The sequence below is a fragment of the Rhizobium rosettiformans W3 genome (genome assembly GCF_004912135.1).
Classification (GTDB): Bacteria; Pseudomonadota; Alphaproteobacteria; order Rhizobiales; family Rhizobiaceae; genus Allorhizobium; species Allorhizobium rosettiformans.
The window spans coordinates 412,524-435,725 of the sequence record NZ_STGU01000004.1; the positions used below are offsets into that span (position 1 = coordinate 412,524).

Genomic DNA, 23,202 nt, shown 5'->3' on the forward strand with positions numbered 1-23,202 from the left:
GCAGAATTTCTGACCTCAGGCGGCGACAGAGAGAGCTGCCAGGTCCATCACTGCGGCGCAGTAGAGACCGTCGTCGTGCATAGTGACCAAGGTGCGCTTGCCGCTCGGATAGGTCACGATGTGGGTGACACTCCAGCTGGACAGACCGACGTTGTAGCCCATGTCGAGGCTTGCCGAGACGCCCGCACAATAGTTGCCGTCGAAGATCGAGGCACTGTGAGTGTGTGCCGTGTTCGACCGCTTACCCATGCGCGAAAATGCCATCGGCGAGGCCTTGGCACCGTTGGCGCCGACATGCCCGTGCATTGCACACTCGATGTCACCGGCAATGGTGAAGCTGTCGTCCTGGGACAGGAAGATGACGTCGTCCAGGTCCTCATACTGGCGCAGCACCCACGGGAAGACCTGGTACTGCTCATCGCCACGCATGATTGCCTGGTACGTCTGCAGCTGAAGGCGCAGGAAGAACTCAGCATTGATCGGGTCATCTCGATAGTCGGCAGTCTTGAGCCATTTGGTCAGCGCCAGGTCATGGTTCGATTCAACGACCACGGTGAGTGTGCCATCACGCTCGATGTCCTTGAGGAAGATGGCAGCGCCCTTCATCGAGTCTTCGACCGAGTCCGTGTTGCGCATATGCATCTTGAACCGGAAGTGCGGGTCCTTGATGTTGTGGTGGTTGCGGTACTCGAAATCGGTCAGGTCGTGGATGAACTGATATGACGGCTTGAGGTAGTCGAGCATCGCCGGGAAGGAGCGCACCACGCCCGGTGCCGGGAGGTCCCAGCAGGCAGAGGTGATGACCGGGTTGCGCTTCTCCCAGTGAACGTCACCCCAGGTGATCCCTTCGATTGTGCCGTCCGATGATACCTTTCCGGCGCTTACGACGTTCAGAAGGTCCTGGAACGAGCCATCGTCTTCCGCCAACAGGTGACGGACGAAGAACTTGCCGTTCGGCAGCAGCTCGATGATCACGGCGCCCACCTCATGGTGGTGCTCGGCCTTGATACCTGCCTTCTTCTGCACGTAGTTCGGCAGGGTCACAGAGCCGGTGGTCAGGATGATCTTCGCCGGGTCGCCCTTGGCGGTCGGGATCGACTTCAGGTGGACCTTGGGATGTGGGAAGACGCCCCAGCGATCACCCGTGTAGGTATCGAAGCCAGACAGGGGATGCACGGCGGTCGGCAGCGTGTTCATCTCGCAGCAAATCGTCAGACCGTCACCGATCAGCACCTGGTTGAATTCCATGTGCGGAAGCACCTCCGGCATGAAGCTGGAGGCGATAACCGTATGGTCCTCGAACAGGCTCTTGTTGTAGGTGAAGCCGGAGACGATGATCTCGGCGCCCAAGTGATCGGCATAGGCGTTCAGGTTGTCCCAGAAGCCGGTATGGATCAGGGTGTTGTCCTGTGCCGAGGTCACGATGAAATACTGCACCTTGTCGGTGACCGGGATGCGGCGAGCTTCCTTCTGACGACGGGACACAAAGCGTTCCGACTTCAGCTCCTTCAGATGGTTCTGTAGCGTCGAGCGCGGGATGCCCAAGGCCTCCGCCATCTTGCGCTGAGACCCGTGCTCCATCTGGAGCGCGACAATCTGTTCGTAGGAGAGCTTGAGCACCTCCGGATGTTTGGGCTTGCCCATGGAGACCTCAGTTCTTGTTGAAATAGAAGATGCGAGGCTCCTGATCGGTCGAACGCCAATCCCAGAGGTACCAAGCATAGTTGTGACGGGGAGAGCCGGTGCTGCCCTCGATCCAGCGGGGCCGGGTCGTTGCAACGGCCTTGCCGAAGTAGGCAGGGTGATCGCCGAACCACTTCATGCGCTTCTTCGAGCAATCGTACTCATTGCGCATGAGCATGATGACCGATCCGTCGACCGGCTTCATGAGGTTCAGCGCATGCTGAATGAACAGCTCGGCGGTGTCGCCGTAGGGCGGGTTGGTGAAGATCATCTGGACGCCCTTGGGAGCTTCCTTCTGCTTCAGGAAGTCACAACCGCCCTTGCCGTAACCGCGATAGATCAGATCGGTCGCATAGCAGGTGCCGGTCGACCGCGCCTTGATGACCTCGGCAATGTGTCCCTCTCCGCAGGCGGGTTCCCACCAGTCCTTGTCGAGATGGATGGGGCTGTCCGGATGATCCTCGAAGAGATCAGCCAGGTTCTCGGTCATCCATTCCGGAGTCGGATAGTAGTCATGGGCAATTCGGGCATATCCCGAGTTTCCCATCGCGGGGTCGGTCACATTGATTGTCATGAGGTAAGAATTTCTGTCACGATAGAGTTGAATTCGGCGATGAAGAGGCGCTTGGAATCGGCGCAGCCCATGATCGGCATGTCGAAGACCTCGGTGAACTTCCGGTCGGTCTGCATGTGGGTCCAGCAGCGCTCGAACTCGTTGGCCTCATATTCGAGGCACAGACGGTCGGCGGTAGCGAGAGCGCGATCCATCTCCGGCGTGATGCTCAGATCGAAGTGGGTATAGATGACCGCCTGTACGTGATCTTCGACCGCCACGAAGTCAGGCATCTCTCGCTTCATTGGCGTGATCAGATCGACCATCACACCTTCGGATGCATCATGGAGCAGGCCCATCAGGCGATATTCAGGACGCGGACCCATCAGGCGCGAGACGCCGACAGAGTGCTGAGCCACAGAGAAGATTTCGTCGCCAGGGATTTGTCCGTTCCAACGGCACTTCTTCGAGAGGCCCGTGGCAATGTCGTGGAGGTTGACCATCCAAGGCTGGAAGTTGAAGACGTCATACAGAGCGCCGGTCACGCCCTGGATCAGGCGGCGATCCTTCTCCTCCGGCGTGGCGTCCTGATACTTCTTCAGATTTTCGGGGAGTTGCATCGGGTATGTCTCCTTGTTAACCTTGCTTGTAAGATATTCTGCCCATGATGTCAAATATTTTGACACTGCATGTCACGCTTTTGGCAGACCTCGAGTCTCTTCGAAGGCGTTCATGAGCATCATGACGATCTGCTGCATGGCATAAGCCTCCAGCTCCATGCTGGCACCATCGTGCTCGCCGATGTCCAACAGGATGCGCTGCCAGACGTGCATCGCCTCATGGACGATCAAGCCGATGATTTCGGAGAGGGAGTGTTCCTTCTCGCACCCATCCTGGATGGTCACCAGGCAGACGGTCTTCGATCCCTTGTAGTCGAACGTTGTCATCCGCCCTGCCGTCGTCGGGTAGGGTTCGGGCGGCGTGATGCCCAGGCGTTTCATCTCTCGATCCCACGCCTTCTGGCTTGGGCAGAATCCGATGAAGACAGGTTGCCAGCCCTGGTCAAGCCAGCGCACCTTGTCCGCATTCTTCTTACGCTGCTTGCGTTTTGTCTCTGACATGTCGGGCATCCAATGCTTGTGAGATTGTTTCCATGCGGTCGATGATGACCTCGATCAGGCGGGCGTCGAGCGATCCGTCGACCACCAGGTGCTGCACGAGAACCCAATGATCCTGACCGATGCGCCATGCCCGGTCCTCCGCCTGCTCCAGCTCCGAAGGGACCCAGGACAGTTCGGCGAAGACGACGAAGTGTGACGCAGTGAGTGTGAAGCCGACGCCCGCTGCCGCGATGTTGCCGATGAAGACCCGGCAGTCGGGGTCCTCCTGGAACATGTCGACCTGGGCCTGGCGCTTGGCTGACGGGGTCGAGCCGGTGACGAAGGCGCACTGGTTGTCGTAGTATTTCTTGAAATACTGGGCGACTTCCTTGTGGTAGCAGAACAGGATCACCTTCTCGCCCGCTTCCAGCAGCCGGTCGACGTGCTCCTTGACCATGGGTGCCTTGGCGATGGCGAGCGCCTTGCGGTACTCAGACATCTCTTCGAAGGCGACCTGCATCTCATTGGTCAACATCATGCCGACCTCTTCGAAGCTCTTCTCCTCGATCTGTTCCGGGAAGAGCTTGTTCAGTCCGTTCAGGACCAGGCGCGGGTCTTCGATCCCCAGGATGTCCTCATACTTGGACAGCATGGCACGGACGCGGGATAGTTCCTGCTCGACCTGCTTGGCGATGCCGTCGCTCGGCAGCAGCACGATCTCGCGGCGCTTGGGCGGCAGCTCGGTCAGAACCTCGGTCTTCTCGCGCCGGACCATGAAGGCCTGGCGGAGCTTGCGGTTCAGCTCCAGGAGGTTCGATGCACCATCGGTGACGATCCGCGTCTTCGGCGATCCGTCCTGATTGCGCCCGACCGTTTCCTCATAGGCGCCGCAGTAGGTGTAGACGTAGTCTTCCCAGCTCTTGCCTAAGCCATCGGGGTCCATCGCTTTGACAAAGGGCCAAAGGTTGATGGGCTTGGTGGTGATCGGTGTGCCGGTGAGGAAAATGCGCTTGCGCCCTCGGATCGGCTGGACACGATTTCGACCAAAGCCATAGCCCCAGATATGTTGGGATGACTTGGCCTTTGGGTTACAGAAAGCATGGGCTTCATCGATGATAATGAAGTCCCACAGCTCATTTTTGAGCGCGTCGAGATGTCGTTCAAACAGCTCTTTGTTGATAATGACGATGTCGGTGTCGGGCCATACGTCAACCGTATGCTTGAGCTTGGGTCCCTTCCGCTTCCCATCAGGAGAAGGTCCACGCAATGGTTCGCCGCGAGCATCGAGACGATCCTCGACTCGAGTCGTGACAAGTCCGCATGTAAGGCCCAGCGTCGACCATCGTCCGATTTCTCGCTGCCAGTTGACTTTGAGTGAGGCGGGGCAAATGACCAGTCCTCGTCGGGGACGAGAAAGCTTGTTCGTCGTCCCGATAGCCTGGATGGTCTTTCCAAGTCCCGGAGGGTCGGCGATAAGGCAGTCCTTCTTTGCGATAGCGTAAGCAACGCCAGCTCGCTGGAATGGAAGATACTCTTTCCCGACCGGGGAGGGGATTTCGATATCTGAGTCCGTTGCCCAAGAAGCCTCAAGAACAGCTCCGGCACCGCCTCGGTAGGCGTCGATTTGCTTGCGGGCATTTCCACTGGCGAACTCCCAAAAGTCAGCAGCCTTATGAACGTCCTTGGTCGTCCACTTCTTCAGGCGCGGGTGAAAACTCCACCCGGCCTTCTTGAAGATGTCGCGCTGCGCGAATGTGATCTTGGCGACGAACAGATCGCCCTCAGAGACAATTTCCATAGTTACTCTGCCCCTGAAGGGCGCTCAGTTGTTGGGAGGATCAGAAGCGGTCGAAGCGGTAGCCCTTGGTGGGATGGATGCGCAGGTGACCGGTGACCGGGTTCGCCATGCGCTGCCCACGGCTGTCCTTCAGCTTGTTCGCGTCGATGATCTTGTCCCACTCGTCACGCTCGATCAGCGCCTCTTCGAGGAGCTTAGCGTTCAGCCGGTTGAGGTAGGTCGAGTGCGGGCGGATCGGGTTGTTGCGACCGCGAGTGAAGGCCTTCGGGGAGTGGATCGTCTGCATGTCGTTTTTCCTTTCTTAGATGTCAGATTTTCTGACCGGTTGCGGCAAGCCGAACAGAGCGGCATTCGGTCTTCAGCTTGACCTTGCCATCAGAGGTGTGGGCGAAGACGTCGGCAGTGACCGACTTCTCAGCGAGGCGGCAGACCGCGTAGGTCATGACCGGCTTCTCGACGCGGCGGATTTCTTCACCCTGGGCGTTGAGAAGGATTGCGACCAGAAGTGCGCTCATCAGAGGTTCTCCAGGTATTCGAGCCGCTCTTCGAGATAGTTGAAGATGATCGGCGAGGTTTGCGGGAGACGGGACAGTCCGGTGCCGAGGCCGTCTGCAGGGATGACCACGGTGCCGCCCTGGCGAAGGTGGTCGATGACCGGATCGAGGTCTTCATCGATCATGCCGAAAACCTGCTCGGCATCGCGGTCGCGGAAGAAGGCGCCAGGGTTGTTGGAGGGCGACCACTTGGTGCGGACACCGACCGCGTTCTCCTCATCGCGCATTTCCTTGGCCTGACCACCATAGCCAGACCTGTCGTCATTATCCCCGAACAAGTAGAGTGTTTCAGGGTTCGCCTGCAGGTCTTCGCGGCGAATGAATTTCTGTCGAATTACGGGCATTTGCTCCTCGGGTGCTGGGGGTGTGGGGAAGGCTTGCGCCTTACCCCTTGATGATGGAGAGCCAGGACTGGAGCGTCGTGCGTGGGATGCCTGTCTTCTTGCTCGTCCCGCGCTGACCGTTCTCTTCGATCAGCTTCAGGATTTTCTTGGGCGAATAAGTCACGTCGTTATGCGTGAACGTCACCTTGCCCTTGCCCTTCTTGGCGGGTTTGGTCTTCGCCTTGACCACCGGCTTCTCGACCGGGGCGGGAGGTGCAACGACCGGCTCAAGGTCTTCCGGATCGATCTCGGTCGGCGAGACGCTGTCGTATTCGCCTTCGTCCTCGACCAGGTCCTCCTCGTGCTCTTCCTCGACGCCCTGATCGTCGTCTTCCGGCTCGGGCGGGCGTTCGAAGTTGTCGACCGTCACCTGCGCATTGAGCAGTTCGTCATCGCCCTGGGCGACCTCACCGAAGCGGAATTCCTTGAAGGAGCGGACCACCAGGCGACCGCGCAGGATGTCGTGAACCTGGTCCTGCGGCAGCTCACCGACGACGGTGTAGGCGCAGCAGCGGCCCTTCTGGGCACCATAGTCAGGCGGGATCGCCGTGACGTTGGACGGATGCACCTTGACGATGATGATGCGGCGGTTGGTGTTATAGTGCCCCAGGTATTTGAAGGAGCAGAAGTGCAGACCGGTCGAGCACGACGAGCGGGACAGGTCGCACTCGGAGCGCGGCATTGTCACGAATTCGCCCAGGCCGTGGAAGACCTTACCGTTGGCGCCGGAGTGAGCGGAGTAGTAGTCGTCCTGGACGTACTTGTAAGCCAGGAAGCAGCCGTCTTCCGTGAAGGGCATGTCGCCAGCCTCGACCCACTTGAAGAGGTCCTCGCGGACGTACTGCGTGGGATTGTCCATCAGGTTGTCGAGGAAGCGGGCGTAAGGGCCGATGTCGAGACCGGCATGCAGGTGCTTGAGGATGCGCTCCGCCATGTAGCCAGTCTGCGGCAGGCCGTTGAAGATGACCTCGCCCTCGGTGACTTCGACGCGCCCGAACGTCGCCTTTTTGATAAAGGTGGGGATGTCGATCAGGTCGCGGACTTCGTCTTCAGTCGCGGTGCCAGAGCGCAGGAGATCAACGATGGTGTCGAAGTTGACAGCCTGGTTTGTGATAGTGCGAAAGCGACCATCAACGAGAACTGAAAGGGACCGGCCAGAGATACGATGCGGTAGCAATTTCTGCCTCCTTGTTTGAATTTCTATCCTTTGATGTCAGGATTAGCTGCCGATGTCAAATAAAATGACACCGGCAGGCACGAAAAATCACGCGGCCTTGAGAGTGCTCGCGCCCTTGGCATCGAGCGTCAGGCGCTGCTGGGTCTTGAGCCAGGCGTAGAAGGGGAGGACTGCCAGACGGCGCTCCTTTGCCTCTTCGAAGGAGATCACGCGGTCCTGGAACCGGAACGTCGGGATCGTCAGGTGCTTGAGGAGCAGGAAGTCCTTGGCGACACGATCAGAGGCTTCCTCATAGGCCTCCACGATCTTGCCCGCCGCTTCGATAGCCTCATCCTGCGCCGGGATCGAGCCTTCGCGGAACTTCTGGATCAGGCGGATGACTTCCATCGGATTCTTGGACGACTCATTCATCACGATGACCAGATCGTCCAGGGCGTTCAGCATCGCGGGGATGCTCGTGCCTTCAACGAGCGGGTTGAACAGCTTCTCGCCAAGGAGGTCCTGCAGCTTCACCACCTTCTTGTGGGTGTCGCTTGGGCGGTACTGCTGGTTGACATAGTATGCGGTCAGCTCCTGCACATCGAGAACCTCCGGCAGTACGTCACGTGCTCGCGGCAGCAGCTCGACCCAGGCAGGGTTCTTCTTGATCTGGCTGCGGCGCGTCTTCGGTACACCGATCACCGGCAGATCAGGCTCACCGATCTGGACCATCAGGTCACGAATCCGGACCAGCTCGCTCGTGGACAAGCTGTAGCCCTCGACCTCATTCTTATAGAGCGGGACGTAATAGGCCGCTGCCGGTGCCACGTCGCCCTCTTCCGGGGAGGACCAGCCGTTGCGGATGATCTTGTAGTCGTCCGGAACGTAGACGCTGTCGCTGCTGTCGCTGCTGTCGCTCCAGCGCACCGGGGCATAGGGAACGTCCTTCAAGTGAACGATCTCGACCTCGGCGCGACCGACGCATGCACGGAAGCGCTTGATGGCAAACTCGGGGTCAGCCGTGTGGCGCACCCAGAAGCAGGCGACGTTCTTGCTTCTCCAGGTCCCCTGAACCCTCAGGATATCCAGGCGCTGCTGTGTGTAGCGCGGGCGGATGTTCTGGTCCTCGACAATCAGGACGATCTTGTCGACGGTCGCCGGGACGCGCAGGCGGTCGTAATAGTCGGACTGGTCCTTGAAGCGGCGCAGGGTGCCATAAGAGGTCGTCAGGTATCCGGTGATGTTGTCAAACTCCAGGTCGCCGAAACGAGGTTCGCGGCGCTGCGAGGGGACGATCTTCTTCTCGCCGTCGAGTGTGGTGACCTCGACCTCACAGGCAACCTTCTTGTCGCCGATGCGCAGGATGTACTCATCGACCGGCTTCTTGCCCTGGAAGGTCTCATTGCCGAGTGCGAGGAGGGTCCACAGGTGCCCGGTGTAACGCTTCTTCAGCTCGGCAAATCGAGTGTTGAACTGGTGGTAGGTCTCCGCCGCCGCGAGGTAAGCGACCGAGTTGGAGCGCAGATCGTCACGCACCGCTTCCAGTCCACGGATGATGTTCTTCGAGGTGTCCTCATCATAGGAGAGGGCTTCACGCGAGGTGACGACGTCCAGTTCGCCGATGGGGAATTCCAGGTGCAGGGTCAGCTCGAACAGGGGATGCAGCTCGTGCGGGCAGTCGATGACAGCATTCTTGTTGAGCGGATAGAGGACCGTGCCCTGCTTGGCCTCGGCGCGACCGGTGGCGGTTGAATCGAGGAGCTTCCAGCGTTCGCCCTGGCGGATGATATTGCGCTGGGGAATGTGTGGCTTGCGACCGAGGAAGTTTGGAAGCACCGGCAGGCCTTCGCAGGCCCGAACGATAGCGCGTTCGAAGTCGGGGCAATCCTTGGGATCGACCGGGAAGGTAATCATGATACCATTCTCTTCGTCGGTTTCCTGCACCAGGAAGAGCGACGTCTGCGGCTCGCCACCATTGAAGGAGATGTCGTAGTAGCGGGCCTCGCCGTCGAGGAAGGCCGTCAGCTGGAAGGCATCGGTATAGGAGAAGGGCGACTTCGAACCGAGGCCGAACTTTCCGACGAACTTGTTCGACTCGTCGGAGTTGGGATCGTCCTTGGTGGAGCGGAAGAGGGTCGAGTAAAGCTCGAACACCGTGTCGTCCGTCATCGAGACACCATAGTCGCGGATCACGTACTCAGGCTCCAGGTGCGTTGGTACCTTGATGTCGAACGGGCGATCCGGCGTCCCGGCCTGAACGTGGCTGTCCACGCAGTTCGCCATGGTTTCGCGGGCAATGGCATAGGCCTTATCCGAATAGATACCGGAGATCAGTTCCTTGAACGCCTTGCCATTGGCTTCAATGGTCAGCTTGCGGGAACGGACGGCGCCAACATAATCGTGACGGGTGGTGTCAAGGTTGCTTTTCATCAGATGACTCCTCTTCTGAGTGAATTTCGTTGACCCACTGATAGATATTCTGACCGTTGCCGTCAACCGAAAAACGATCATATGAGGCATGTTTGCCTACTTACGTCATTATTATTGACAATCACTGAGGCAGGCGGTAAGAAAATACGACAGCAAGGATCAAAGAATGTCAACTGAATGCACATGCCGCAATCGTGCGACCAACAGGATCGGGGAGATCATTGCACCCAATGGCACCATACTGGTTCGGTTCGCGCTTGACTGCCCAGCCCACGGAATCGTCGTACATGAGGGAGGCGAAATTGGTGACCGAGACCCACAGCCTGCAGAAGACGAGGGAGAAGATTCAGATCGCCCTCGACCGCGATCCAAGCGGCAAGGTGACCGTCAGCAATAAGACGGCTCGCTCGATCATTGAGCACCTCTGGCGACTGGCAGAATTGGATAAGTGATGCCCGACATTTCAATGTGCGTTCAGCGCTGCCCCAAGGCGCCGAACTGCTACCGACACCCGCTCTCAGGTACGCTTCCCTCCGGCTTACGCCAGGCGTATATGAACTACAAACCCGCCGACTGCCGCAGCTATGTGCCGCGCAACAATGAGGAGATGAACATGGATACAGCCCTCTGGAATTTCCTGGTCTCCATCGAAGCTCAGCGTCATGTGCCCACCCGGCGTAAGGGCGACTGGGAAGCGGCCTACAATGAAACCGCCCAGGGACTTGCCCAGCAGCTGCGTCAGATCGCCCAGCTGGAAGGTGCCGATCATGAGCTGGTGGTCGCCCTGAACGAAGTCGCCGAATTCTATGAGCAGCCGGTCGAGGACCCAGAGATGGGCACCTTCGATATGGGCGTCTCTGCCGCGATGCAGGCCTTCGGTGTTGCCGTGGTGAGTGTGATGCAGGAGCGCCGCGCCGACGAGCGCTGGGACCTTCTGCTCAAGGATTTCGTCGCCGATTAACCATTTTGACTCGTTGAGTCAGAATATTTGACATTCGGTGATTGTCAGCAGTCAATATGATCTATATAAGACACGTTAGGAAATGAAGTGAAGCATCTACTGATCGGGAAGCCCAAGCACCTGCCATCTGAAGTCGGCGAGTTCAAGGTCTTCAAATACGACGACAAAGACGAACTGATCGAGGCATCTTCCTTGATCTTCCCGCTGCGCGGCCTCGCCGAGCAATTTATGCGGGACCACGTCGATCCGTCTACCGATCCGTTCGTTGCTCCCATGAGGCAAAAGGAGTCGACAAATGGCAATCAGGAAGGCAAAGACGCTGACCCCGGAGCAGTTTAAGCATCTGCTCGATTACGTCTCCACGCTGAAGACCAGCTACCGCGATACGGCGATGTTGATGCTCTCCTACAAGTGCGGTCTACGCGCCTGTGAGATTGCTCGTCTGACGTGGCGTGATGTGGTCGATGCCCAGGGCGTAGTGCTCCCAACCGGTGCTATGATCGAACTAGGTCACCACATTACCAAGGGAAAAAGGCCTGACACGAAAGTCTACATGCACAGCCAGCTTCGTGATGCTTTGGTGCGTCTGAAGAAGGTCGTTGGCCCGATGCCGGAAGACCGTCTGATGTATGCGACCGAGCGGGGCGTTCGCTTCATGAGTGTCAACAACGTCACGGTCTATCTCTATCGCCTTTACGTTCGTGCAGGCCTCTTTGGATGCTCTTCCCACTCTGGGCGAAGGACCTTCATCACGAACATGGCTCGAACCTGTAACAACCATGGCGCATCGATCAAGGATGTACAGAACCTGGCTCGGCACCGCGATATGCGGACGACCGAGAAGTACATTGATCTTTCGCCGAGCGCGATCAATCTCGCGCTTCACGCATAAAGGAGTCGCATATGACGAAGGAATTCACCGATCTGCAGGGCCTGGCTGTTGGTCAGGTCTGGCAGCACAAGAATGGCAACTGCTACGAGATTTACGACTTCACGAATCTGGAAGCTGGGCGCCAGGACGAGTACCCGACGACTGTCAGCTATCGCAACATCCACACGGGTGCTCCCTACAGCCGCAAGGTGTCGCGCTGGGCAGGCAGCTTCACACGCCGTGAAGACCTGGAGAAGAACAACGAGCTGACGATCCTGGTTAGCGCCCTGGTCGGTGGCGAAACGGTCACCCGCTCGTACCAACTGAAGGGTCTGCGAGCTGCCTGCATCGACCAGGCCAAGGCGAAGTTTGCCGAAGAGCTGGGCGAGGTGGATCGTTGGGTGTTCATCAACACCACCGGCAAGACGGTCCACAAGATCGAGAAGGTCGTCTCTAATGGCTGACTTCTGCAAGCAATGCTCAATCGAGACGTTCGGCGAGGATATGGAAGACCTCGCCGGACTGTCCAAACCCGAAGATACCACCAACGGTCTGTTCGCCGTCGTCCTGTGTGAGGGCTGTGGGCCGACCCAGGTGGATCATACAGGCAAGTGTGTCGCACCCGACTGCATGGAGAAGCACGGCACGGCGGCGTAAAATTTTCTGCCCCGTGGAATTATTTATTGACTCACGGGACTCATTTGCTATCCTGATGTCATCAAATCTGACGGGGCGTCTGTCAGATATCAAACATTGGAGGTGCTCCAAGTGTCGAAAGAATTCGACTACCTGATCTTCATCGGAAGATTTCAACCGCTTCACGTCGGTCACCAGTTCGTCATCGAGCAGGCGCTCGAACGCGCTGAAAACGTCATTGTCCTCGTTGGCTCTGCCACGTCGGCCCGCTCGCCGCGCAATCCCTTCACCTATGAAGAGCGCCGCGAGGTTATCGACAGCACATTCCGGTCGCATGCTTTTCCCAATCGCCTCCACATCCGCCCGATCAGCGACACGTCCTCGGACAACCGCTGGAAGGAGCAGGTCCAGCGTCAAGTCTACTCGGTACTCGAGTCTGATACGGACATCCGGCTCAATGGCATCGGCAAGCGCCGCATCGGTCTGATCGGCTATGCCAAGGACGGCTCTTCCTACTATCTCAAGATGTTCCCTCAGTGGGAATCGGTGAACGTCCAGCCGGACAGCGGTCCCTTTAATGCGACCGACATCCGCGAGCGCTACTTCACCCCACTGCCGGAAATCTCCGAGCGCTGGTTGTCACCTGCGACGGTCGACTTCCTGTCGAGCTTCGTCCGGACCCAGGAGTTCAAGGACATCCTGCGGGATGCCGCTTACATCTCCGCTTACCGGCAGAGCTGGAACCTCGCGCCCTTCAAGCCGACTTTTGTCACCGTCGACAATGTCTGCGTTCAGTCGGGACACGTTCTCCTGGTCAAGCGCGGCGACTATCCCGGCAAGGGTCTCTGGGCGCTGCCCGGTGGCTTCATCAACCACGATGAGCCGCTGAAGGAATCGGCGATCCGCGAGCTGCGGGAGGAGACCCTCATCGCCGACCACCTGGGACGTATCCCACCGGCAAAGCTCGCCGGGTTCATCCAGGAAGACCGCACCAAGGTGTTCGATGATCCGAACCGCTCGTCACGCGGGCGCACGATCACCCATGCCTTCTATTACGAATTCCCTGACCAGGTGGAAATGTTCCAGGTCCAGGGCGCCGATGACGCCGAGGCTGCTGCCTGGGTTCCGTTCGGCGAGCTGCAGCAATCTCAGATGTTCGAAGACCACTACCTCATCCTCGAAGACATGCTGAACCTGAAAGGAGCATTCTGATGGACAATATCATTCTCGCCACCGACAGCTACAAGACCTCCCACTTCAAGCAGTATCCGCCTGGCACCACGAAGGTCACCAGCTACATCGAAGCCCGCCCAGGCGGCACCTGGGACCGCGTCGTCTTCTTCGGCCTGCAGGCCTTCCTCCGTCAGTATCTGACGAAGGCGATCACGCTTGCCGACGTCCTGGAAGCTGAGACGATCTTCAAGGCGCATGGCGTCCCTTTCAACAAGGCGGGCTGGCTTCACATCATCAAGAAGCATCATGGTCTGCTGCCGGTGGGGATCGAGGCGCTGCCGGAAGGCTCCGTCGTTCCCGTGGGCACCCCGCTGGTGCAAATCTGGAACACCGATCCTGAGTGCTTCTGGCTGACCAGCTACCTGGAGACAGCTCTCCTCCGTGCGATCTGGTACCCGTCGACGGTGGCAACGCTTTCCTGGCATGCCCGTCAGAGCCTGGCGCACTTCGTCCATGCGACCACGGACGGTGACGCCGATTCGATCCTGTCCTTCATGCTGCATGACTTCGGAGCACGTGGAGTGTCGAGCCAGGAATCGGCGATGCTCGGCGGTGCAGCTCACCTGATCAACTTCTCCGGCACAGACACCGTCGAGGGCCTGGTCGCAGTGATGCGCTACTATGATGCGGAAGCGGTCCCGGCGTTCTCGGTACCCGCGTCCGAGCATTCGACCATGACGGCCTGGGGACAGGACCAGGAAGCCGATGCCTATGCGAACATGATGCAGGAGTTTCCGACCGGGATCGTCTCCATCGTTGCCGACAGCTACGACTATGTGAACGCTGTCCGCAACATCTTCTGCATCGACCTGAAGGACCTCGTCCAGGTCCGCGCAGGGCAGGGGCGTGTGGTTATCCGTCCGGACAGTGGTGAGCCGGTGCCGACCGTCTTGTTCACACTGGAGAAGCTCGGCGGCGCCTTCGGCTTCACGATCAACAGCAAGGGCTACAAGGTCCTGCCGGATCATGTCCGCATCCTCTGGGGCGACGGCATCGCTGTTCCGCAGATGGAAGGTCTCTTGGCGACCATGCAGCAGCAGGGCTGGGCAGCTGAGAACATCGTCTTCGGTATGGGCGGTGCCCTTCTTCAGAAGGTCAATCGTGACAGCCTCCGCTTCGCCATGAAGGCCAACGAGATCGAGGTCGGGGGCGAGGTGCGCGAGATCGCCAAGCAGCCCAAGACTGATCCGTCGAAGGCGTCCAAGGCAGGTGCCCAGGCTGTTGTCTATGACGGCATGAGCAACATCCGCGTCATTCCGCAGAAGCAGCTCAACGCCTGGTCCGGCAACCTGTTGGAGCAGCGCTTCATCCGGGGCGCCCTGGTAAATGAGAGCACCTTCGACCAAGTACGCGAGCGGGCGAAGAAGCCCTTCACAAATGCCCAGGTGAAAAAAGTAGCCTGACCCTGCATTTTTTCGTTGACATCATGGATAGAATTTCTTACCATGCTGTCAGAATTAAAGGCACCCCTTCTGGGGGTGTCTTCTCATTGGCGGGATAGAGCAGCCAGGTAGCTCGTCAGGTTCATGTCCTGAAGGCCGGAGGTTCAAATCCTTCTCCCGCAACCAACACTGTACCGAAAGACCGACTGAAATGTTGAAGTGCGCAAAACAAAATTCGAAGAGCTTCGTGGCCTCCGCCGCGTTTGCGCTTTCGTGCGCCCTGTCGGTCAATTCGCAGGTAGCAAACTCCTAAGTCTCTGGTGCCCAGCCCCTGATTGGCATTGCACCGCAGAGACAAAGCGGTGCAGTGATAAGAGACTCATTCTCCCTCGATACATCACCAAAGCACCGCTGATGCTTCAGTAGCTCAGCCTGGTAGAGCACCTGTTTGAAGAGCAGGGTGTCGGTGGTTCGAATCCATCCTGTTGCACCATTACCGTTCGGGAAGATCACGCCCGGTCGCCTGCAAACATTCCCGCTCGGGATGTTTTGGCTCCTAAGCAGGCTCGATCTGCGGCGATCTTCCCGAACGGGATCATAGAATTTTGGCAGGTGAGCCGAATGGTAAGGCAGCGGGCTGTTAACCCGTGGCGAAAGCACCTGTGGGTTCGAGTCCCACCCTGTCAGCCAAGTTTGGGTTAGTTCAGTGGTAGAACGCTGCGCTCTGAACGCAGATGTCCGAGGTTCGAATCCTTGACCCAAAACCATATGCGTCCTTCGCCAAGTGGGAAGGCTGGGGTTTTACATACCTCGATTGACCTGGTTCGATTCCAGGAGGACGCACCAAGACTACGCGACCGAAAGGGCGCAGGAAATGGGGATATAGCTCAACTGGGAGAGCAACTGCCTTGCAAGCAGAAGACCGGGGTTCAAGTCCCCGTTTCTCCACCAAACATGCCCGTGTGATGGAATGGCAGACATAGCAGGCTCAGACCCTGTGGCCTCACGGCGTGGGAGTTCAAGTCTCTCCACGGGTACCAAATTCAGATTGGAGGGTTCCGCTAGGAAGGCTGGCAACTGGTCTTGAAAACCAGGGGAACCGAAAGGTTAGGGGTTCGACTCCTCAACCCTCCGCCAATTCACCAGAGCTACAGGGGAGGCGGGTCGCCTGCCAGGTAGCCAAACTGCAGATCGGCGTTCTTCGCGCCACAGGTTGAACACCTCAGCCTCAAGGCCAATTCGGAAATCCGCAGCATATTGTTGGTGGGTGTCCGGACCAGCTTCTCAGGGACTAGCCGGACTGCGCCGCATGACCGGCAGGTTGCCAGGGCATCGTTGTGGCGAGGGATCGTGCTGATCGTGGTGTCATGCCACTCCTGAGGGACGAAGCGGTCGCCATTCGGAAGGACGATCCTGGTCACGGCTTGGACCGGCGAAGATTGCGAAGCGTCTCGTCAACGACGGCATTCTCGTGCTTGGCAAGCATATGGTTGTCGCCGAGCATGATGACCGCCAGAACCGCTTCATCTTCGCCCCAACCGGCAGAGATGGCGTCCTCGATCAAAGCCTGGAAGCGCGGCTCTAACGCCTGCTGGCAGTCCAGGAAGCGGTCGGGATGATCGGACGGTCTGATGGGTGGGTCTATCGCCATCCGCTGAATTTAGCGCCCTGTGTGGCGTAGGCAAGAACAATACGGTGCATAGCTCAGAGGCAGAGCAGCTGGCTCTTAACCAGCGGGACGGGATTTCGAAATTCCCTGCATCGACCAACACACCTCGTTAGCTCAGAGGCAGAGCGTCCGGCTTTTAACCGGAGGGCCGGGATGTCGGAATTCCCACGGGGTACCAACACGACCTGATGCCGGAATGGCTCAACGGCCTCGATTGCAACCCGAGTGTTTACAGGTTCGATTCCTGTTCAGGTCTCCAATCAGGAGCGTAAACCAGCCAGGCGGCTGGCGGCGGTTGCTACCCAACCGGGGCCTGCAAAGGTCTGGGGTTCGAGACCTCTGCGCTCCTCCATCCATCAAATGTTTGATCGAGCCGCAGGACATATTTCTTGACATAGAGGGCAGATATTCTATCATGAACCCTTCAATCAAGAAGGTGTCCAATGCCCACATCTGCTCATATCGTCCCTGGCGACCAGTGGACAGTCATCAATGAAGGCGCTTCCAACCAGCTCATTCAGATGCGGTCGGAAGGGCGTGTTCTTGTCTACCTTGGCGCTGCGGCACCCGCAGAAGATGCTAATGATGGCATCATCCTGTCGCAGCAAAAGCTCCCCGAGCTAGGCATCTCCGTGATCCCGGCTGGCGAGTCTGTCTATTGTAAGGCGCTCGACAGCACCGAGCAGTCGATCCAGGTGATCTACTCATGAAGTTCTTCCTCGGACATCTCCGAGGGATGACGACATTTCTTCTCGGCGAAAACTCCCCGATCCCATTCATTCGACGCTACGTGGCGAAGAGCTACGTCGCGTCCGGTTACCTAGAGGAGAAGGAATCGTGACCATTACTTTGCGGAGCGAAAGCGCAAGCGAGCTGACCTTCGAACAGATGGATAGCAACCTGCTTGAAGTCCGCAACTACGACCTCTCGTTCACTGCAACAGGTGGTTCTAATGCAGATGAGGTCCTGTGGGCCTATATCGCCGCCCGCCCGCTGAAGCTGCCGGTCGCCCTGGATAGCTCACTGATGACTGTCATCGGGGCAACGGCTGCGCTCACCCTCGTCTTCAAGAAGAACGACATCGAGGTTGGCTCGGTCACTTTCGATGCAGGCGCTGCCACTTTTGACTTCCCGTCCGAAGAAACCCTGAACCCTGGTGACGTCCTGACGATCACCAGCTCCGGCGACTACGAGTTCGTCACACTTGCGCTGACTGTGCGCTCCCTGATCAACTAAAGGAAACGATCATGCCCTCCATCACTCCCACCCTCGCTCTCTCCATCCTCGACACGATCACATCCAAGGTTGACGAAGGTTCTGCAGGTGACGCTGTTCTGCGCATCTACAGCGCCGGTACGACACCGCCAACGAACGTGAACGATGCCCTGACCGACCAGGTCCTTCTGATCGAGTTTGTTCTTCCGAACCCGGCGTTCAATGCTGCCACGGATGCTGACCCGACCTACGTGGAAGCAATCGCCGCTGCTATCGCCAACATCCCCGCCGCCGCGACCGGAGATGCTGCCTTCGCCCGCGTCTTCAACCGTGATGGTGAAGCGCTCTGGCAGTCGAGTGTCGGTGAAACAGGTGGCACCGAAGAGGTTCTCCTATCTTCTAAGAGCGTCACGAAGGACGTTGAAACTACGGTCATCAACGCGAACGCCCGCTACCCGAAGGATGCGTAAGCATGACCCTTCACGCGCTCATCGCTTCATCATCACCTAGCAAGTTTTTTGGCTTCAAAAGTCGAGAAGATGGGAACCCTGGATTCCAAGGTCTCCCAGAGGTCGACTATACAACACCGGAGGGTCAGAACCTTCCGCCTGCCAACGCTATGGCAATCTCAGGAGACAGTCAGTGGTTGGTCGTGGGTTCCACTACTACCTCGACAACGCTGCTGCCTTATAGGTTGATGTTGTTCCGCCGCCGTGGTGACGTCTATAAGTTTGTCACCGCCATCAATCCTGGAACACTCACTGATGTCACGATCAACTACAATGGCACAATTATCGGTGTGTCTGGTGGTTCTTCCAGCACCTACAGGATCATCCGTCGTAATGGTCTGACCCTTGAGCCGATCCTGGCCAGTCGTGCTACCGGGAGTAACGTCTATGTATCGCCGAACGGAAAGTGGTACGGCATCCTCAATGGGACGGCTTGCAATATTCGGAAGATCGATGCGTCAGACGCCCTACCGGAGACCGTACTGCCCGGTATTGCAACATCGGCGATCAACGGGGGGATGACATTCTCGCCGGACGGTCGATACGTCGCAATCCAGCACAACACGGATCGCAAAACCCGAATCTATGAACTGTTCGAAGGAACCTCGGTGCTTGTCGCTGAGTTGCAAGTTTCAGCAACTCATACCTTCCAGTGGTATCAGTGGAACGAAGAAGGTCTCTGGGTTAGCGGCTTCACAGCTGCAGGTACGTCCACGGCATCGGCGATGCTCTCGAAGCTATCGTTCGAGAACAATACCCTATCCTTGGTAGCTCAAGGCGAGTTTGATATGTCCTCCTCGCTCTGGCTGCGCACGAGTTTCATGGTTTCGCATGATGGTTCCTTCTGCATCGCACCTATGCGATCCAATCCGGCTGCGCGATATTATTCGACATCGTTCCGGCGCAGCTGCGCGTGATCGTGGTGCGCCGGCCCAAATACGCCTGCCGCGCCTGCGACGATGTGGTCGTTCAGGCTCCGGCTCCCGGCCGGCTGATCGAAGGCGGCCTGCCGACCGATGCGACCGTCGCCCAGGTGCTGGTCTCCAAATACGCCGATCACCTGCCGCTCTATCGCCAGGCGCAGATCTACGCCCGGCAGGGCATCAATCTCGACCGCTCGACGCTCGCCGACTGGGTCGGCCGCGCCGCCTGGCACCTGCGTCCGGTGCACGAGCGACTGCTGGCGAAGTTGAAGGCTTCGCCAAAACTGTTCGCCGACGAGACGACGGCGCCGGTGCTCGATCCCGGCCGTGGCAAGACCAGGACCGGGCAACTCTGGGCCTATGCCCGCGATGATCGGCCGTGGCAAGGAGCCGACCCGCCGGGCGTCGCCTATGTCTATGCGCCGGACCGAAAGGCCGAACGTCCGATCACTCATCTGGCGGGCTTTACTGGCATCCTGCAGGTCGACGGCTATGGTGGCTATCGCGTGCTCGCCGACAAGAGCGGTGCCACGCTCGCCTTCTGCTGGGCACATGTGCGCCGCCGCTTCTACGAACTTGCCGCAGCCGGTCCCGCGCCGATCGCCAGCGAGGCGCTCCGGCGGATCGCGGAGCTCTACAGAATCGAAGATGACATTCGTGGACGATCGGCGGAGCAGCGTCGTGCCGTGCGCCAGGAAAAGAGCCTCCCGATCGTCGCCGATCTCGTACCCTGGCTGCGCGAGAAGCTCGAGCTGATCAGCCAGAAGACAAAGCTCGCCGAGGCGATCCGCTACACGCTCTCGCGCCGGGATGGCCTCTCGCGCTTCCTCGACGACGGTCGCATCGAGATCGACAGCAACACCGTCGAACGCTCGATCCGCCCGATCGCGCTGAACCGCAAGAATGCACTCTTCGCTGGATCGGATGGCGGCGCCGAGCACTGGGCCGTCGTCGCTTCGCTGATCGAAACCTGCAAGCTCAACGGCGTCGAGCCGCTCGGCTACCTCGCCGACGTGCTCACCAGGATCGTCAACGGCCACCCCAACAGCCAGATCGACGATCTCCTCCCCTGGGCCTACATTCAGGCTCCCGAGTTCAGGGCCGTGGCCTGACAACAGCGCTTACGAATAAGAACCGTACCGAGGGTTAGCAATCGATCAGGCGGACGGTTGAGGTCGCTAGAGAATCGTAGTCATCGCCCGGATAGTCCGGTTGACTATAGTAGCTCACGCAGCGTTCCGTTTCGGCAGCCTCGTCGGAAAGGCAGACCTGGTATCCATCCTCGTCAAGATAGAGACTCACGCATACCTCTCCCCGACCGCCATCCGGCGTGATGCAAAAAAATTCCAACGGCTCTTCCTCGAATTCGCTGCCGTCCATTCCGGCAAGTGCCAGTTCAAACGGACCAGCACCAGCCAGAAACAACGTCAATAAAAGCAGCGTCCATCGCACGCGGTGAGACGACATGGGCAGTCTCCTTTACCAACGGAAATGCCCTGCGCCGCTTCGCGTGCCGCCATTCGGACCGACGGCGCGATAGCCGCCGACACAACCATAGGGACCGCATCTACGGGCGCCCTGGACACTACCCCCATTGGGGCCGATGATTGTGCCAGCGCCAGCACAGCCGCGGGGACCGCATCCACGGGCTCCGGAGGCGGTGCCGCCATAGGGGCCTGTTACCGTGCCGGAGCAGCCGTTTGGTCCGCAGCTGCGAGCCGCCTGGCCGTAATAGGCGGGGCCGCGATAGTACCAGGGATAGCTGGCGTAGTGGTTGTCCCAATAGGCCTTGTTGAAGGCAACAACGGCGACCCCGACACTTGCGGCAACGGCCGGCGACAGGACGACCGGGGCACCATTGTAGACCACCTGAACATAGCGTGCCGACACCCAGCCCCGGTAGCTGCCGAAACCGATATCGCACCAGGTGTAGCCCGGCAGACAGCCATGGGTGACGATGCGTGCGCCGACCGGAACGACGACAACGACAGGATATCCCGTCGAGGGTCCGGCCCTTAGATTGACGTTGCCGGTGGCAACTGCAACGGTCGCCGCCGCAGCCATGGATGCCATGGCAAATACCATGACGATCGCGATGCATAATCTCTTGATCATATCCCTATCCCTTATGATCCGACATTCCCCAAGTGGCCTGCCGCTTGACTTCAAGATCGCCTGATTTTGCTCGCTGGGCAAGCGTTTTTCGCCCCGAGCGGTGTCTGTCGTCGCGCAAACGGCCGAAGTCGGGTGGATCAAGCCTCGAACCCGCAGCATTCTGGCCCGGCAGAGCCGCTTTTCCGCGCGGCAGACGGACCTGTCCTGCCGCTTTCGTTCAGCTTGGGCATGGATCGTGGTCATGCGCATGACGGAGGCGTTCGAAGACGGCGGATGGCGGCAAGGACGGCCCGCACCATCGGGCCGGTGACGGCGACCTCGGCCAACTGGAAGGTAATGGCGCGGGCGTGGCGGACGACGCGGGCGCCGATCTTGATCAGCTTGAGTTGCAGGCTGGTCAACGACCAGTCCGCCATGGCCTCGGGCAGTTCGATGCAGCGCAGGAAGGTTGCCAGGTTGTAGGCCAGCGCGTGCAGTTGCAGCCGCACCTCGTTGTGCCGGAACTTCCGGCATGACAGCCGCGTCCAGCGAAAGGCATATTTGCCTTCCTTGATGTGCTGCTCTGCGGTGCCGCGCTGGTTGTAGAACCTCACCACCCAGTCTGGCTCCATCGGCAGGTTGGTGACGATGAAGCCGACTTTGGGGAACAGCTCGCCCGGATGCCATTCGATCTTGGCGATGACGCGGCGCGGCTTGTCCCAGGACGCCGCCTGATACTCGAAGTCCTCGAAGAACCGTTTGACCTTGGTCAGCGAAGGCCGTCCCACGGGCCGTGTCAGCCGATGCGCGATCTTCTCGCGCAAGACGGCGTTGGCGGGCAGACGGATGGCGTAGAAGAACCTGGCTTCTTCCAGCCGCATATAGATCGCGGGGATCGCGTAGGCAGCGTCGGCCCGGAAGAAGCGTCCACCAAGGTCGCGGCCAGCATATCGGGCAATGACGGGATCAAGGACATCCCGCCAGCCATCGGCGCTGTGGACATTGCCGTTACGCAGGGCGCAGCGCTCCAGCATGCCAAACTGGTTGAACAAGAAGATGGGGTGATAGCAGGTGCAGTCGAAATGCCCGTTCCAGGCAGCACCTTCCTGATCGCCGTGGGTGGGGCTGACCGAGCTGTCCATGTCCAGCACGATGTATTTCAACCCGTTGCGGTCATGAAACCGGTCGATCCATTGGCCGTTCAGATCGGCCAGCGCCGCCCGGTTCGCGGCCAGAGCCAGCGTCTCGGTCTCGAACCGTCCCATCTGCGATGCCGAAGCAGCTTGCGCCTCGACGGCCCTGCCGCCAACGACCTGACGCATCACGGGATCGAGGGCCAAGCGGTCGGCATCGTTCACATCCTCGTATCCGGCCAGTCGTCCGAACACCGATTGCCGGAACAATCCGTCAAGCCGATGGAGCGTGTTCTTCCCGGTGCGGCTGTCTCGCAGCGCCTCCGACGCCAGATTGGACAGGCCGAGCACGTCATCAAGCTCGCGCATCACCAGCAGGCCACCGTCTGAACTGATCTGCGCACCACGGAACTCCAGACGCACACGGCGGTCGAAATCAACCCGATCTCCCCGCGCCAAGCCCGCACCCTCCAGGTGATCCATGAAACGCGCCCCTCGCAGCCGTCAACGCCATGATTTATATGCGAAATATCACGATTACGACAGCGAAATCAGCGACTTACTTGGAGAATGTGGGATTATGCTCTTGTCGATCAAGGAAATGGTGCCCTCACCATTACCCGAAATGAGGCGCTTGAGCCTTATGTTCAGTTCAGCCCTCAGCCTCCCGCCATCGCGCTTTCCAATCCGATCATTGAAGCACGTGCATCCATCTATCCGGAGGGATTGAAGGCGATCATGCTTGGCAACATGCCGTTGTCCTCGCTGTACGTGGCCTTGCTGGATACTGCGCCAAACGTGTTCGCTCCGGCAGCGCTGACCCTCACCGAAGCCGTGTCGATGGGTGGTGGTGCCTTGGCATCGAGCGCGGACTGGCCTGCCAATGGTGTGGCGCTGACGAGTGTCGGCTACGCCGATA

27 protein-coding genes, 10 tRNA genes and 1 pseudogene are annotated in these 23,202 nt (G+C 58.9%); 24 read left to right on the forward strand and 14 right to left on the reverse strand.

Annotated features, from left to right (window positions below):
• Nucleotides 1–15 precede the first annotated feature (15 nt).
• The 10 genes from FAA86_RS10465 to FAA86_RS10510 all read right to left on the reverse strand — a co-directional run bounded on the left by FAA86_RS10465 (nucleotide 16) and on the right by FAA86_RS10510 (nucleotide 9,657).
• On the reverse strand, nucleotides 16–1,644 hold the full coding sequence (locus FAA86_RS10465; protein WP_136540354.1) for a helix-turn-helix transcriptional regulator: 1,629 nt from the start codon (nucleotides 1,642–1,644) through the stop codon (nucleotides 16–18).
• Nucleotides 1,645–1,651: 7 nt separating this feature from the next.
• Nucleotides 1,652–2,257: a hypothetical protein gene (locus FAA86_RS10470; RefSeq protein ID WP_136540356.1), complete on the reverse strand. Its 606-nt coding sequence runs from the start codon at nucleotides 2,255–2,257 to the stop codon at nucleotides 1,652–1,654.
• Nucleotides 2,254–2,856 carry a hypothetical protein gene (locus FAA86_RS10475; RefSeq protein WP_136540358.1) on the reverse strand — a complete coding sequence of 201 codons (603 nt, stop codon included), beginning with the start codon at nucleotides 2,854–2,856 and terminating at the stop codon, nucleotides 2,254–2,256. The genes FAA86_RS10470 and FAA86_RS10475 overlap by 4 nt, the downstream gene beginning before the upstream one ends.
• Nucleotides 2,857–2,928: 72 nt before the next feature.
• On the reverse strand, nucleotides 2,929–3,357 hold the full coding sequence (locus FAA86_RS10480) for a hypothetical protein (protein WP_136540360.1): 429 nt from the start codon (nucleotides 3,355–3,357) through the stop codon (nucleotides 2,929–2,931).
• Nucleotides 3,329–5,134: a DEAD/DEAH box helicase gene (locus FAA86_RS10485; RefSeq protein ID WP_136540362.1), complete on the reverse strand. Its 1,806-nt coding sequence runs from the start codon at nucleotides 5,132–5,134 to the stop codon at nucleotides 3,329–3,331. The genes FAA86_RS10480 and FAA86_RS10485 overlap by 29 nt, the downstream gene beginning before the upstream one ends.
• Before the next feature lie 40 nt (nucleotides 5,135–5,174).
• The gene (locus tag FAA86_RS10490; RefSeq protein WP_136540364.1) at nucleotides 5,175–5,420 is read right to left on the reverse strand and encodes a hypothetical protein; all 246 of its coding nucleotides are present in this window, start codon (nucleotides 5,418–5,420) and stop codon (nucleotides 5,175–5,177) included.
• Nucleotides 5,421–5,442: 22 nt separating this feature from the next.
• The gene (locus tag FAA86_RS10495; RefSeq protein WP_136540366.1) at nucleotides 5,443–5,649 is read right to left on the reverse strand and encodes a hypothetical protein; all 207 of its coding nucleotides are present in this window, start codon (nucleotides 5,647–5,649) and stop codon (nucleotides 5,443–5,445) included.
• Nucleotides 5,649–6,032 (reverse strand): DUF7831 domain-containing protein, encoded by a 384-nt coding sequence (locus tag FAA86_RS10500; RefSeq protein ID WP_136540368.1) that lies wholly within the window; start codon nucleotides 6,030–6,032, stop codon nucleotides 5,649–5,651. The genes FAA86_RS10495 and FAA86_RS10500 overlap by 1 nt, the downstream gene beginning before the upstream one ends.
• 40 nt (nucleotides 6,033–6,072) lie before the next feature.
• On the reverse strand, nucleotides 6,073–7,248 hold the full coding sequence (locus tag FAA86_RS10505; protein WP_136540370.1) for a hypothetical protein: 1,176 nt from the start codon (nucleotides 7,246–7,248) through the stop codon (nucleotides 6,073–6,075).
• Between the two features lie 87 nt (nucleotides 7,249–7,335).
• Nucleotides 7,336–9,657, reverse strand: coding sequence for a hypothetical protein (locus tag FAA86_RS10510; protein ID WP_136540372.1), 2,322 nt, complete (start codon nucleotides 9,655–9,657; stop codon nucleotides 7,336–7,338).
• Nucleotides 9,658–9,959: 302 nt separating this feature from the next.
• On the opposite strand from FAA86_RS10510, the gene FAA86_RS24570 reads away from it, so the two are divergent.
• The 15 genes from FAA86_RS24570 to FAA86_RS24575 all read left to right on the forward strand — a co-directional run bounded on the left by FAA86_RS24570 (nucleotide 9,960) and on the right by FAA86_RS24575 (nucleotide 15,877).
• On the forward strand, nucleotides 9,960–10,109 hold the full coding sequence (locus FAA86_RS24570; RefSeq protein WP_167494940.1) for a hypothetical protein: 150 nt from the start codon (nucleotides 9,960–9,962) through the stop codon (nucleotides 10,107–10,109).
• Nucleotides 10,109–10,618 carry a hypothetical protein gene (locus FAA86_RS10515; protein WP_136540374.1) on the forward strand — a complete coding sequence of 170 codons (510 nt, stop codon included), beginning with the start codon at nucleotides 10,109–10,111 and terminating at the stop codon, nucleotides 10,616–10,618. Before FAA86_RS24570 ends, FAA86_RS10515 begins: the two co-directional genes overlap by 1 nt.
• Before the next feature lie 87 nt (nucleotides 10,619–10,705).
• Nucleotides 10,706–10,957 (forward strand): hypothetical protein, encoded by a 252-nt coding sequence (locus FAA86_RS10520; protein ID WP_136540376.1) that lies wholly within the window; start codon nucleotides 10,706–10,708, stop codon nucleotides 10,955–10,957.
• Nucleotides 10,914–11,510: a tyrosine-type recombinase/integrase gene (locus FAA86_RS10525; RefSeq protein ID WP_136540378.1), complete on the forward strand. Its 597-nt coding sequence runs from the start codon at nucleotides 10,914–10,916 to the stop codon at nucleotides 11,508–11,510. Before FAA86_RS10520 ends, FAA86_RS10525 begins: the two co-directional genes overlap by 44 nt.
• An 11-nt stretch (nucleotides 11,511–11,521) precedes the next feature.
• Nucleotides 11,522–11,953, forward strand: coding sequence for a hypothetical protein (locus FAA86_RS10530; RefSeq protein WP_136540380.1), 432 nt, complete (start codon nucleotides 11,522–11,524; stop codon nucleotides 11,951–11,953).
• A complete protein-coding gene (locus FAA86_RS10535; RefSeq protein WP_136540381.1) occupies nucleotides 11,946–12,146 on the forward strand; it encodes a hypothetical protein in 201 nt (66 codons plus the stop codon). Before FAA86_RS10530 ends, FAA86_RS10535 begins: the two co-directional genes overlap by 8 nt.
• A gap of 111 nt (nucleotides 12,147–12,257) precedes the next feature.
• The gene (locus FAA86_RS10540; protein ID WP_136540383.1) at nucleotides 12,258–13,337 is read left to right on the forward strand and encodes a bifunctional nicotinamide-nucleotide adenylyltransferase/Nudix hydroxylase; all 1,080 of its coding nucleotides are present in this window, start codon (nucleotides 12,258–12,260) and stop codon (nucleotides 13,335–13,337) included.
• Nucleotides 13,337–14,761: a nicotinate phosphoribosyltransferase gene (locus FAA86_RS10545; RefSeq protein ID WP_136540385.1), complete on the forward strand. Its 1,425-nt coding sequence runs from the start codon at nucleotides 13,337–13,339 to the stop codon at nucleotides 14,759–14,761. The genes FAA86_RS10540 and FAA86_RS10545 overlap by 1 nt, the downstream gene beginning before the upstream one ends.
• 87 nt (nucleotides 14,762–14,848) lie before the next feature.
• Nucleotides 14,849–14,926: transfer RNA gene (locus FAA86_RS10550), tRNA-Met, on the forward strand.
• Between the two features lie 420 nt (nucleotides 14,927–15,346).
• Nucleotides 15,347–15,430 (forward strand) — tRNA-Asn (locus tag FAA86_RS10560).
• 2 nt (nucleotides 15,431–15,432) lie between these two features.
• A tRNA-Gln gene (locus tag FAA86_RS10565) sits at nucleotides 15,433–15,507 on the forward strand.
• A 3-nt stretch (nucleotides 15,508–15,510) separates the two neighbouring features.
• Nucleotides 15,511–15,586, forward strand: a tRNA-Val gene (locus FAA86_RS10570).
• Nucleotides 15,587–15,616: 30 nt separating this feature from the next.
• Nucleotides 15,617–15,691: transfer RNA gene (locus FAA86_RS10575), tRNA-Ala, on the forward strand.
• Between the two features lie 5 nt (nucleotides 15,692–15,696).
• Nucleotides 15,697–15,780: transfer RNA gene (locus FAA86_RS10580), tRNA-Leu, on the forward strand.
• Between the two features lie 10 nt (nucleotides 15,781–15,790).
• Nucleotides 15,791–15,877: transfer RNA gene (locus FAA86_RS24575), tRNA-OTHER, on the forward strand.
• Nucleotides 15,878–16,157: 280 nt separating this feature from the next.
• On the opposite strand, the gene FAA86_RS10585 is transcribed toward FAA86_RS24575, so the two are convergent.
• Nucleotides 16,158–16,391: a hypothetical protein gene (locus FAA86_RS10585; protein ID WP_136540387.1), complete on the reverse strand. Its 234-nt coding sequence runs from the start codon at nucleotides 16,389–16,391 to the stop codon at nucleotides 16,158–16,160.
• A 42-nt stretch (nucleotides 16,392–16,433) separates the two neighbouring features.
• On the opposite strand from FAA86_RS10585, the gene FAA86_RS10590 reads away from it, so the two are divergent.
• From FAA86_RS10590 to tnpC, 8 genes and pseudogenes are all read left to right on the forward strand, one after another.
• Nucleotides 16,434–16,508: transfer RNA gene (locus tag FAA86_RS10590), tRNA-Lys, on the forward strand.
• A gap of 4 nt (nucleotides 16,509–16,512) precedes the next feature.
• Nucleotides 16,513–16,587 (forward strand) — tRNA-Lys (locus FAA86_RS10595).
• A 4-nt stretch (nucleotides 16,588–16,591) separates the two neighbouring features.
• Nucleotides 16,592–16,668, forward strand: a tRNA-Cys gene (locus FAA86_RS10600).
• Between the two features lie 184 nt (nucleotides 16,669–16,852).
• Complete coding sequence (locus FAA86_RS10605) at nucleotides 16,853–17,119, forward strand: hypothetical protein (RefSeq protein ID WP_136540389.1); 267 nt, start codon at nucleotides 16,853–16,855, stop codon at nucleotides 17,117–17,119.
• 127 nt (nucleotides 17,120–17,246) lie between these two features.
• Nucleotides 17,247–17,645 carry a hypothetical protein gene (locus tag FAA86_RS10610; protein WP_136540391.1) on the forward strand — a complete coding sequence of 133 codons (399 nt, stop codon included), beginning with the start codon at nucleotides 17,247–17,249 and terminating at the stop codon, nucleotides 17,643–17,645.
• An 11-nt stretch (nucleotides 17,646–17,656) separates the two neighbouring features.
• Complete coding sequence (locus FAA86_RS10615; RefSeq protein WP_136540393.1) at nucleotides 17,657–18,094, forward strand: hypothetical protein; 438 nt, start codon at nucleotides 17,657–17,659, stop codon at nucleotides 18,092–18,094.
• 2 nt (nucleotides 18,095–18,096) lie between these two features.
• On the forward strand, nucleotides 18,097–19,050 hold the full coding sequence (locus tag FAA86_RS10620; RefSeq protein WP_136540395.1) for a TolB-like translocation protein: 954 nt from the start codon (nucleotides 18,097–18,099) through the stop codon (nucleotides 19,048–19,050).
• Nucleotides 19,023–20,168: pseudogene (gene tnpC / locus FAA86_RS10625) on the forward strand (IS66 family transposase); the annotation flags it as partial. The gene FAA86_RS10620 and the pseudogene tnpC, both read left to right, overlap by 28 nt.
• 34 nt (nucleotides 20,169–20,202) lie before the next feature.
• Here tnpC and FAA86_RS24580 read toward each other — a convergent pair.
• The 3 genes from FAA86_RS24580 to FAA86_RS10640 all read right to left on the reverse strand — a co-directional run bounded on the left by FAA86_RS24580 (nucleotide 20,203) and on the right by FAA86_RS10640 (nucleotide 22,766).
• Nucleotides 20,203–20,523 carry a hypothetical protein gene (locus FAA86_RS24580; protein ID WP_050742834.1) on the reverse strand — a complete coding sequence of 107 codons (321 nt, stop codon included), beginning with the start codon at nucleotides 20,521–20,523 and terminating at the stop codon, nucleotides 20,203–20,205.
• Between the two features lie 12 nt (nucleotides 20,524–20,535).
• Nucleotides 20,536–21,171 carry an SH3 domain-containing protein gene (locus FAA86_RS10635; RefSeq protein ID WP_078706666.1) on the reverse strand — a complete coding sequence of 212 codons (636 nt, stop codon included), beginning with the start codon at nucleotides 21,169–21,171 and terminating at the stop codon, nucleotides 20,536–20,538.
• A 239-nt stretch (nucleotides 21,172–21,410) separates the two neighbouring features.
• Nucleotides 21,411–22,766: an IS1380-like element ISPme1 family transposase gene (locus FAA86_RS10640; RefSeq protein WP_012112698.1), complete on the reverse strand. Its 1,356-nt coding sequence runs from the start codon at nucleotides 22,764–22,766 to the stop codon at nucleotides 21,411–21,413.
• An 87-nt stretch (nucleotides 22,767–22,853) separates the two neighbouring features.
• Here FAA86_RS10640 and FAA86_RS10645 point away from each other — a divergent pair.
• Nucleotides 22,854–23,202 (forward strand): hypothetical protein (locus tag FAA86_RS10645; RefSeq protein ID WP_136540397.1); only part of this gene is annotated, 349 nt, incomplete at its 3' end.

What these genes read in the sequence shown, in the direction of transcription:
- FAA86_RS10465 (WP_136540354.1), bottom strand. Translation starts at nt 1,644, where the DNA reads ATGGGCAAGCCCAAACATCCGGAGGTGCTCAAGCTCTCCTACGAACAG.
- FAA86_RS10470 (WP_136540356.1), bottom strand. Translation starts at nt 2,257, where the DNA reads ATGACAATCAATGTGACCGACCCCGCGATGGGAAACTCGGGATATGCC.
- FAA86_RS10475 (WP_136540358.1), bottom strand. Translation starts at nt 2,856, where the DNA reads ATGCAACTCCCCGAAAATCTGAAGAAGTATCAGGACGCCACGCCGGAG.
- FAA86_RS10480 (WP_136540360.1), bottom strand. Translation starts at nt 3,357, where the DNA reads ATGTCAGAGACAAAACGCAAGCAGCGTAAGAAGAATGCGGACAAGGTG.
- FAA86_RS10485 (WP_136540362.1), bottom strand. Translation starts at nt 5,134, where the DNA reads ATGGAAATTGTCTCTGAGGGCGATCTGTTCGTCGCCAAGATCACATTC.
- FAA86_RS10490 (WP_136540364.1), bottom strand. Translation starts at nt 5,420, where the DNA reads ATGCAGACGATCCACTCCCCGAAGGCCTTCACTCGCGGTCGCAACAAC.
- FAA86_RS10495 (WP_136540366.1), bottom strand. Translation starts at nt 5,649, where the DNA reads ATGAGCGCACTTCTGGTCGCAATCCTTCTCAACGCCCAGGGTGAAGAA.
- FAA86_RS10500 (WP_136540368.1), bottom strand. Translation starts at nt 6,032, where the DNA reads ATGCCCGTAATTCGACAGAAATTCATTCGCCGCGAAGACCTGCAGGCG.
- FAA86_RS10510 (WP_136540372.1), bottom strand. Translation starts at nt 9,657, where the DNA reads ATGAAAAGCAACCTTGACACCACCCGTCACGATTATGTTGGCGCCGTC.
- FAA86_RS10515 (WP_136540374.1), top strand. Translation starts at nt 10,109, where the DNA reads ATGCCCGACATTTCAATGTGCGTTCAGCGCTGCCCCAAGGCGCCGAAC.
- FAA86_RS10525 (WP_136540378.1), top strand. Translation starts at nt 10,914, where the DNA reads ATGGCAATCAGGAAGGCAAAGACGCTGACCCCGGAGCAGTTTAAGCAT.
- FAA86_RS10530 (WP_136540380.1), top strand. Translation starts at nt 11,522, where the DNA reads ATGACGAAGGAATTCACCGATCTGCAGGGCCTGGCTGTTGGTCAGGTC.
- FAA86_RS10535 (WP_136540381.1), top strand. Translation starts at nt 11,946, where the DNA reads ATGGCTGACTTCTGCAAGCAATGCTCAATCGAGACGTTCGGCGAGGAT.
- FAA86_RS10545 (WP_136540385.1), top strand. Translation starts at nt 13,337, where the DNA reads ATGGACAATATCATTCTCGCCACCGACAGCTACAAGACCTCCCACTTC.
- FAA86_RS10585 (WP_136540387.1), bottom strand. Translation starts at nt 16,391, where the DNA reads ATGGCGATAGACCCACCCATCAGACCGTCCGATCATCCCGACCGCTTC.
- FAA86_RS10605 (WP_136540389.1), top strand. Translation starts at nt 16,853, where the DNA reads ATGCCCACATCTGCTCATATCGTCCCTGGCGACCAGTGGACAGTCATC.
- FAA86_RS10615 (WP_136540393.1), top strand. Translation starts at nt 17,657, where the DNA reads ATGCCCTCCATCACTCCCACCCTCGCTCTCTCCATCCTCGACACGATC.
- FAA86_RS10620 (WP_136540395.1), top strand. Translation starts at nt 18,097, where the DNA reads ATGACCCTTCACGCGCTCATCGCTTCATCATCACCTAGCAAGTTTTTT.
- FAA86_RS24580 (WP_050742834.1), bottom strand. Translation starts at nt 20,523, where the DNA reads ATGTCGTCTCACCGCGTGCGATGGACGCTGCTTTTATTGACGTTGTTT.
- FAA86_RS10635 (WP_078706666.1), bottom strand. Translation starts at nt 21,171, where the DNA reads ATGATCAAGAGATTATGCATCGCGATCGTCATGGTATTTGCCATGGCA.
- FAA86_RS10640 (WP_012112698.1), bottom strand. Translation starts at nt 22,766, where the DNA reads ATGGATCACCTGGAGGGTGCGGGCTTGGCGCGGGGAGATCGGGTTGAT.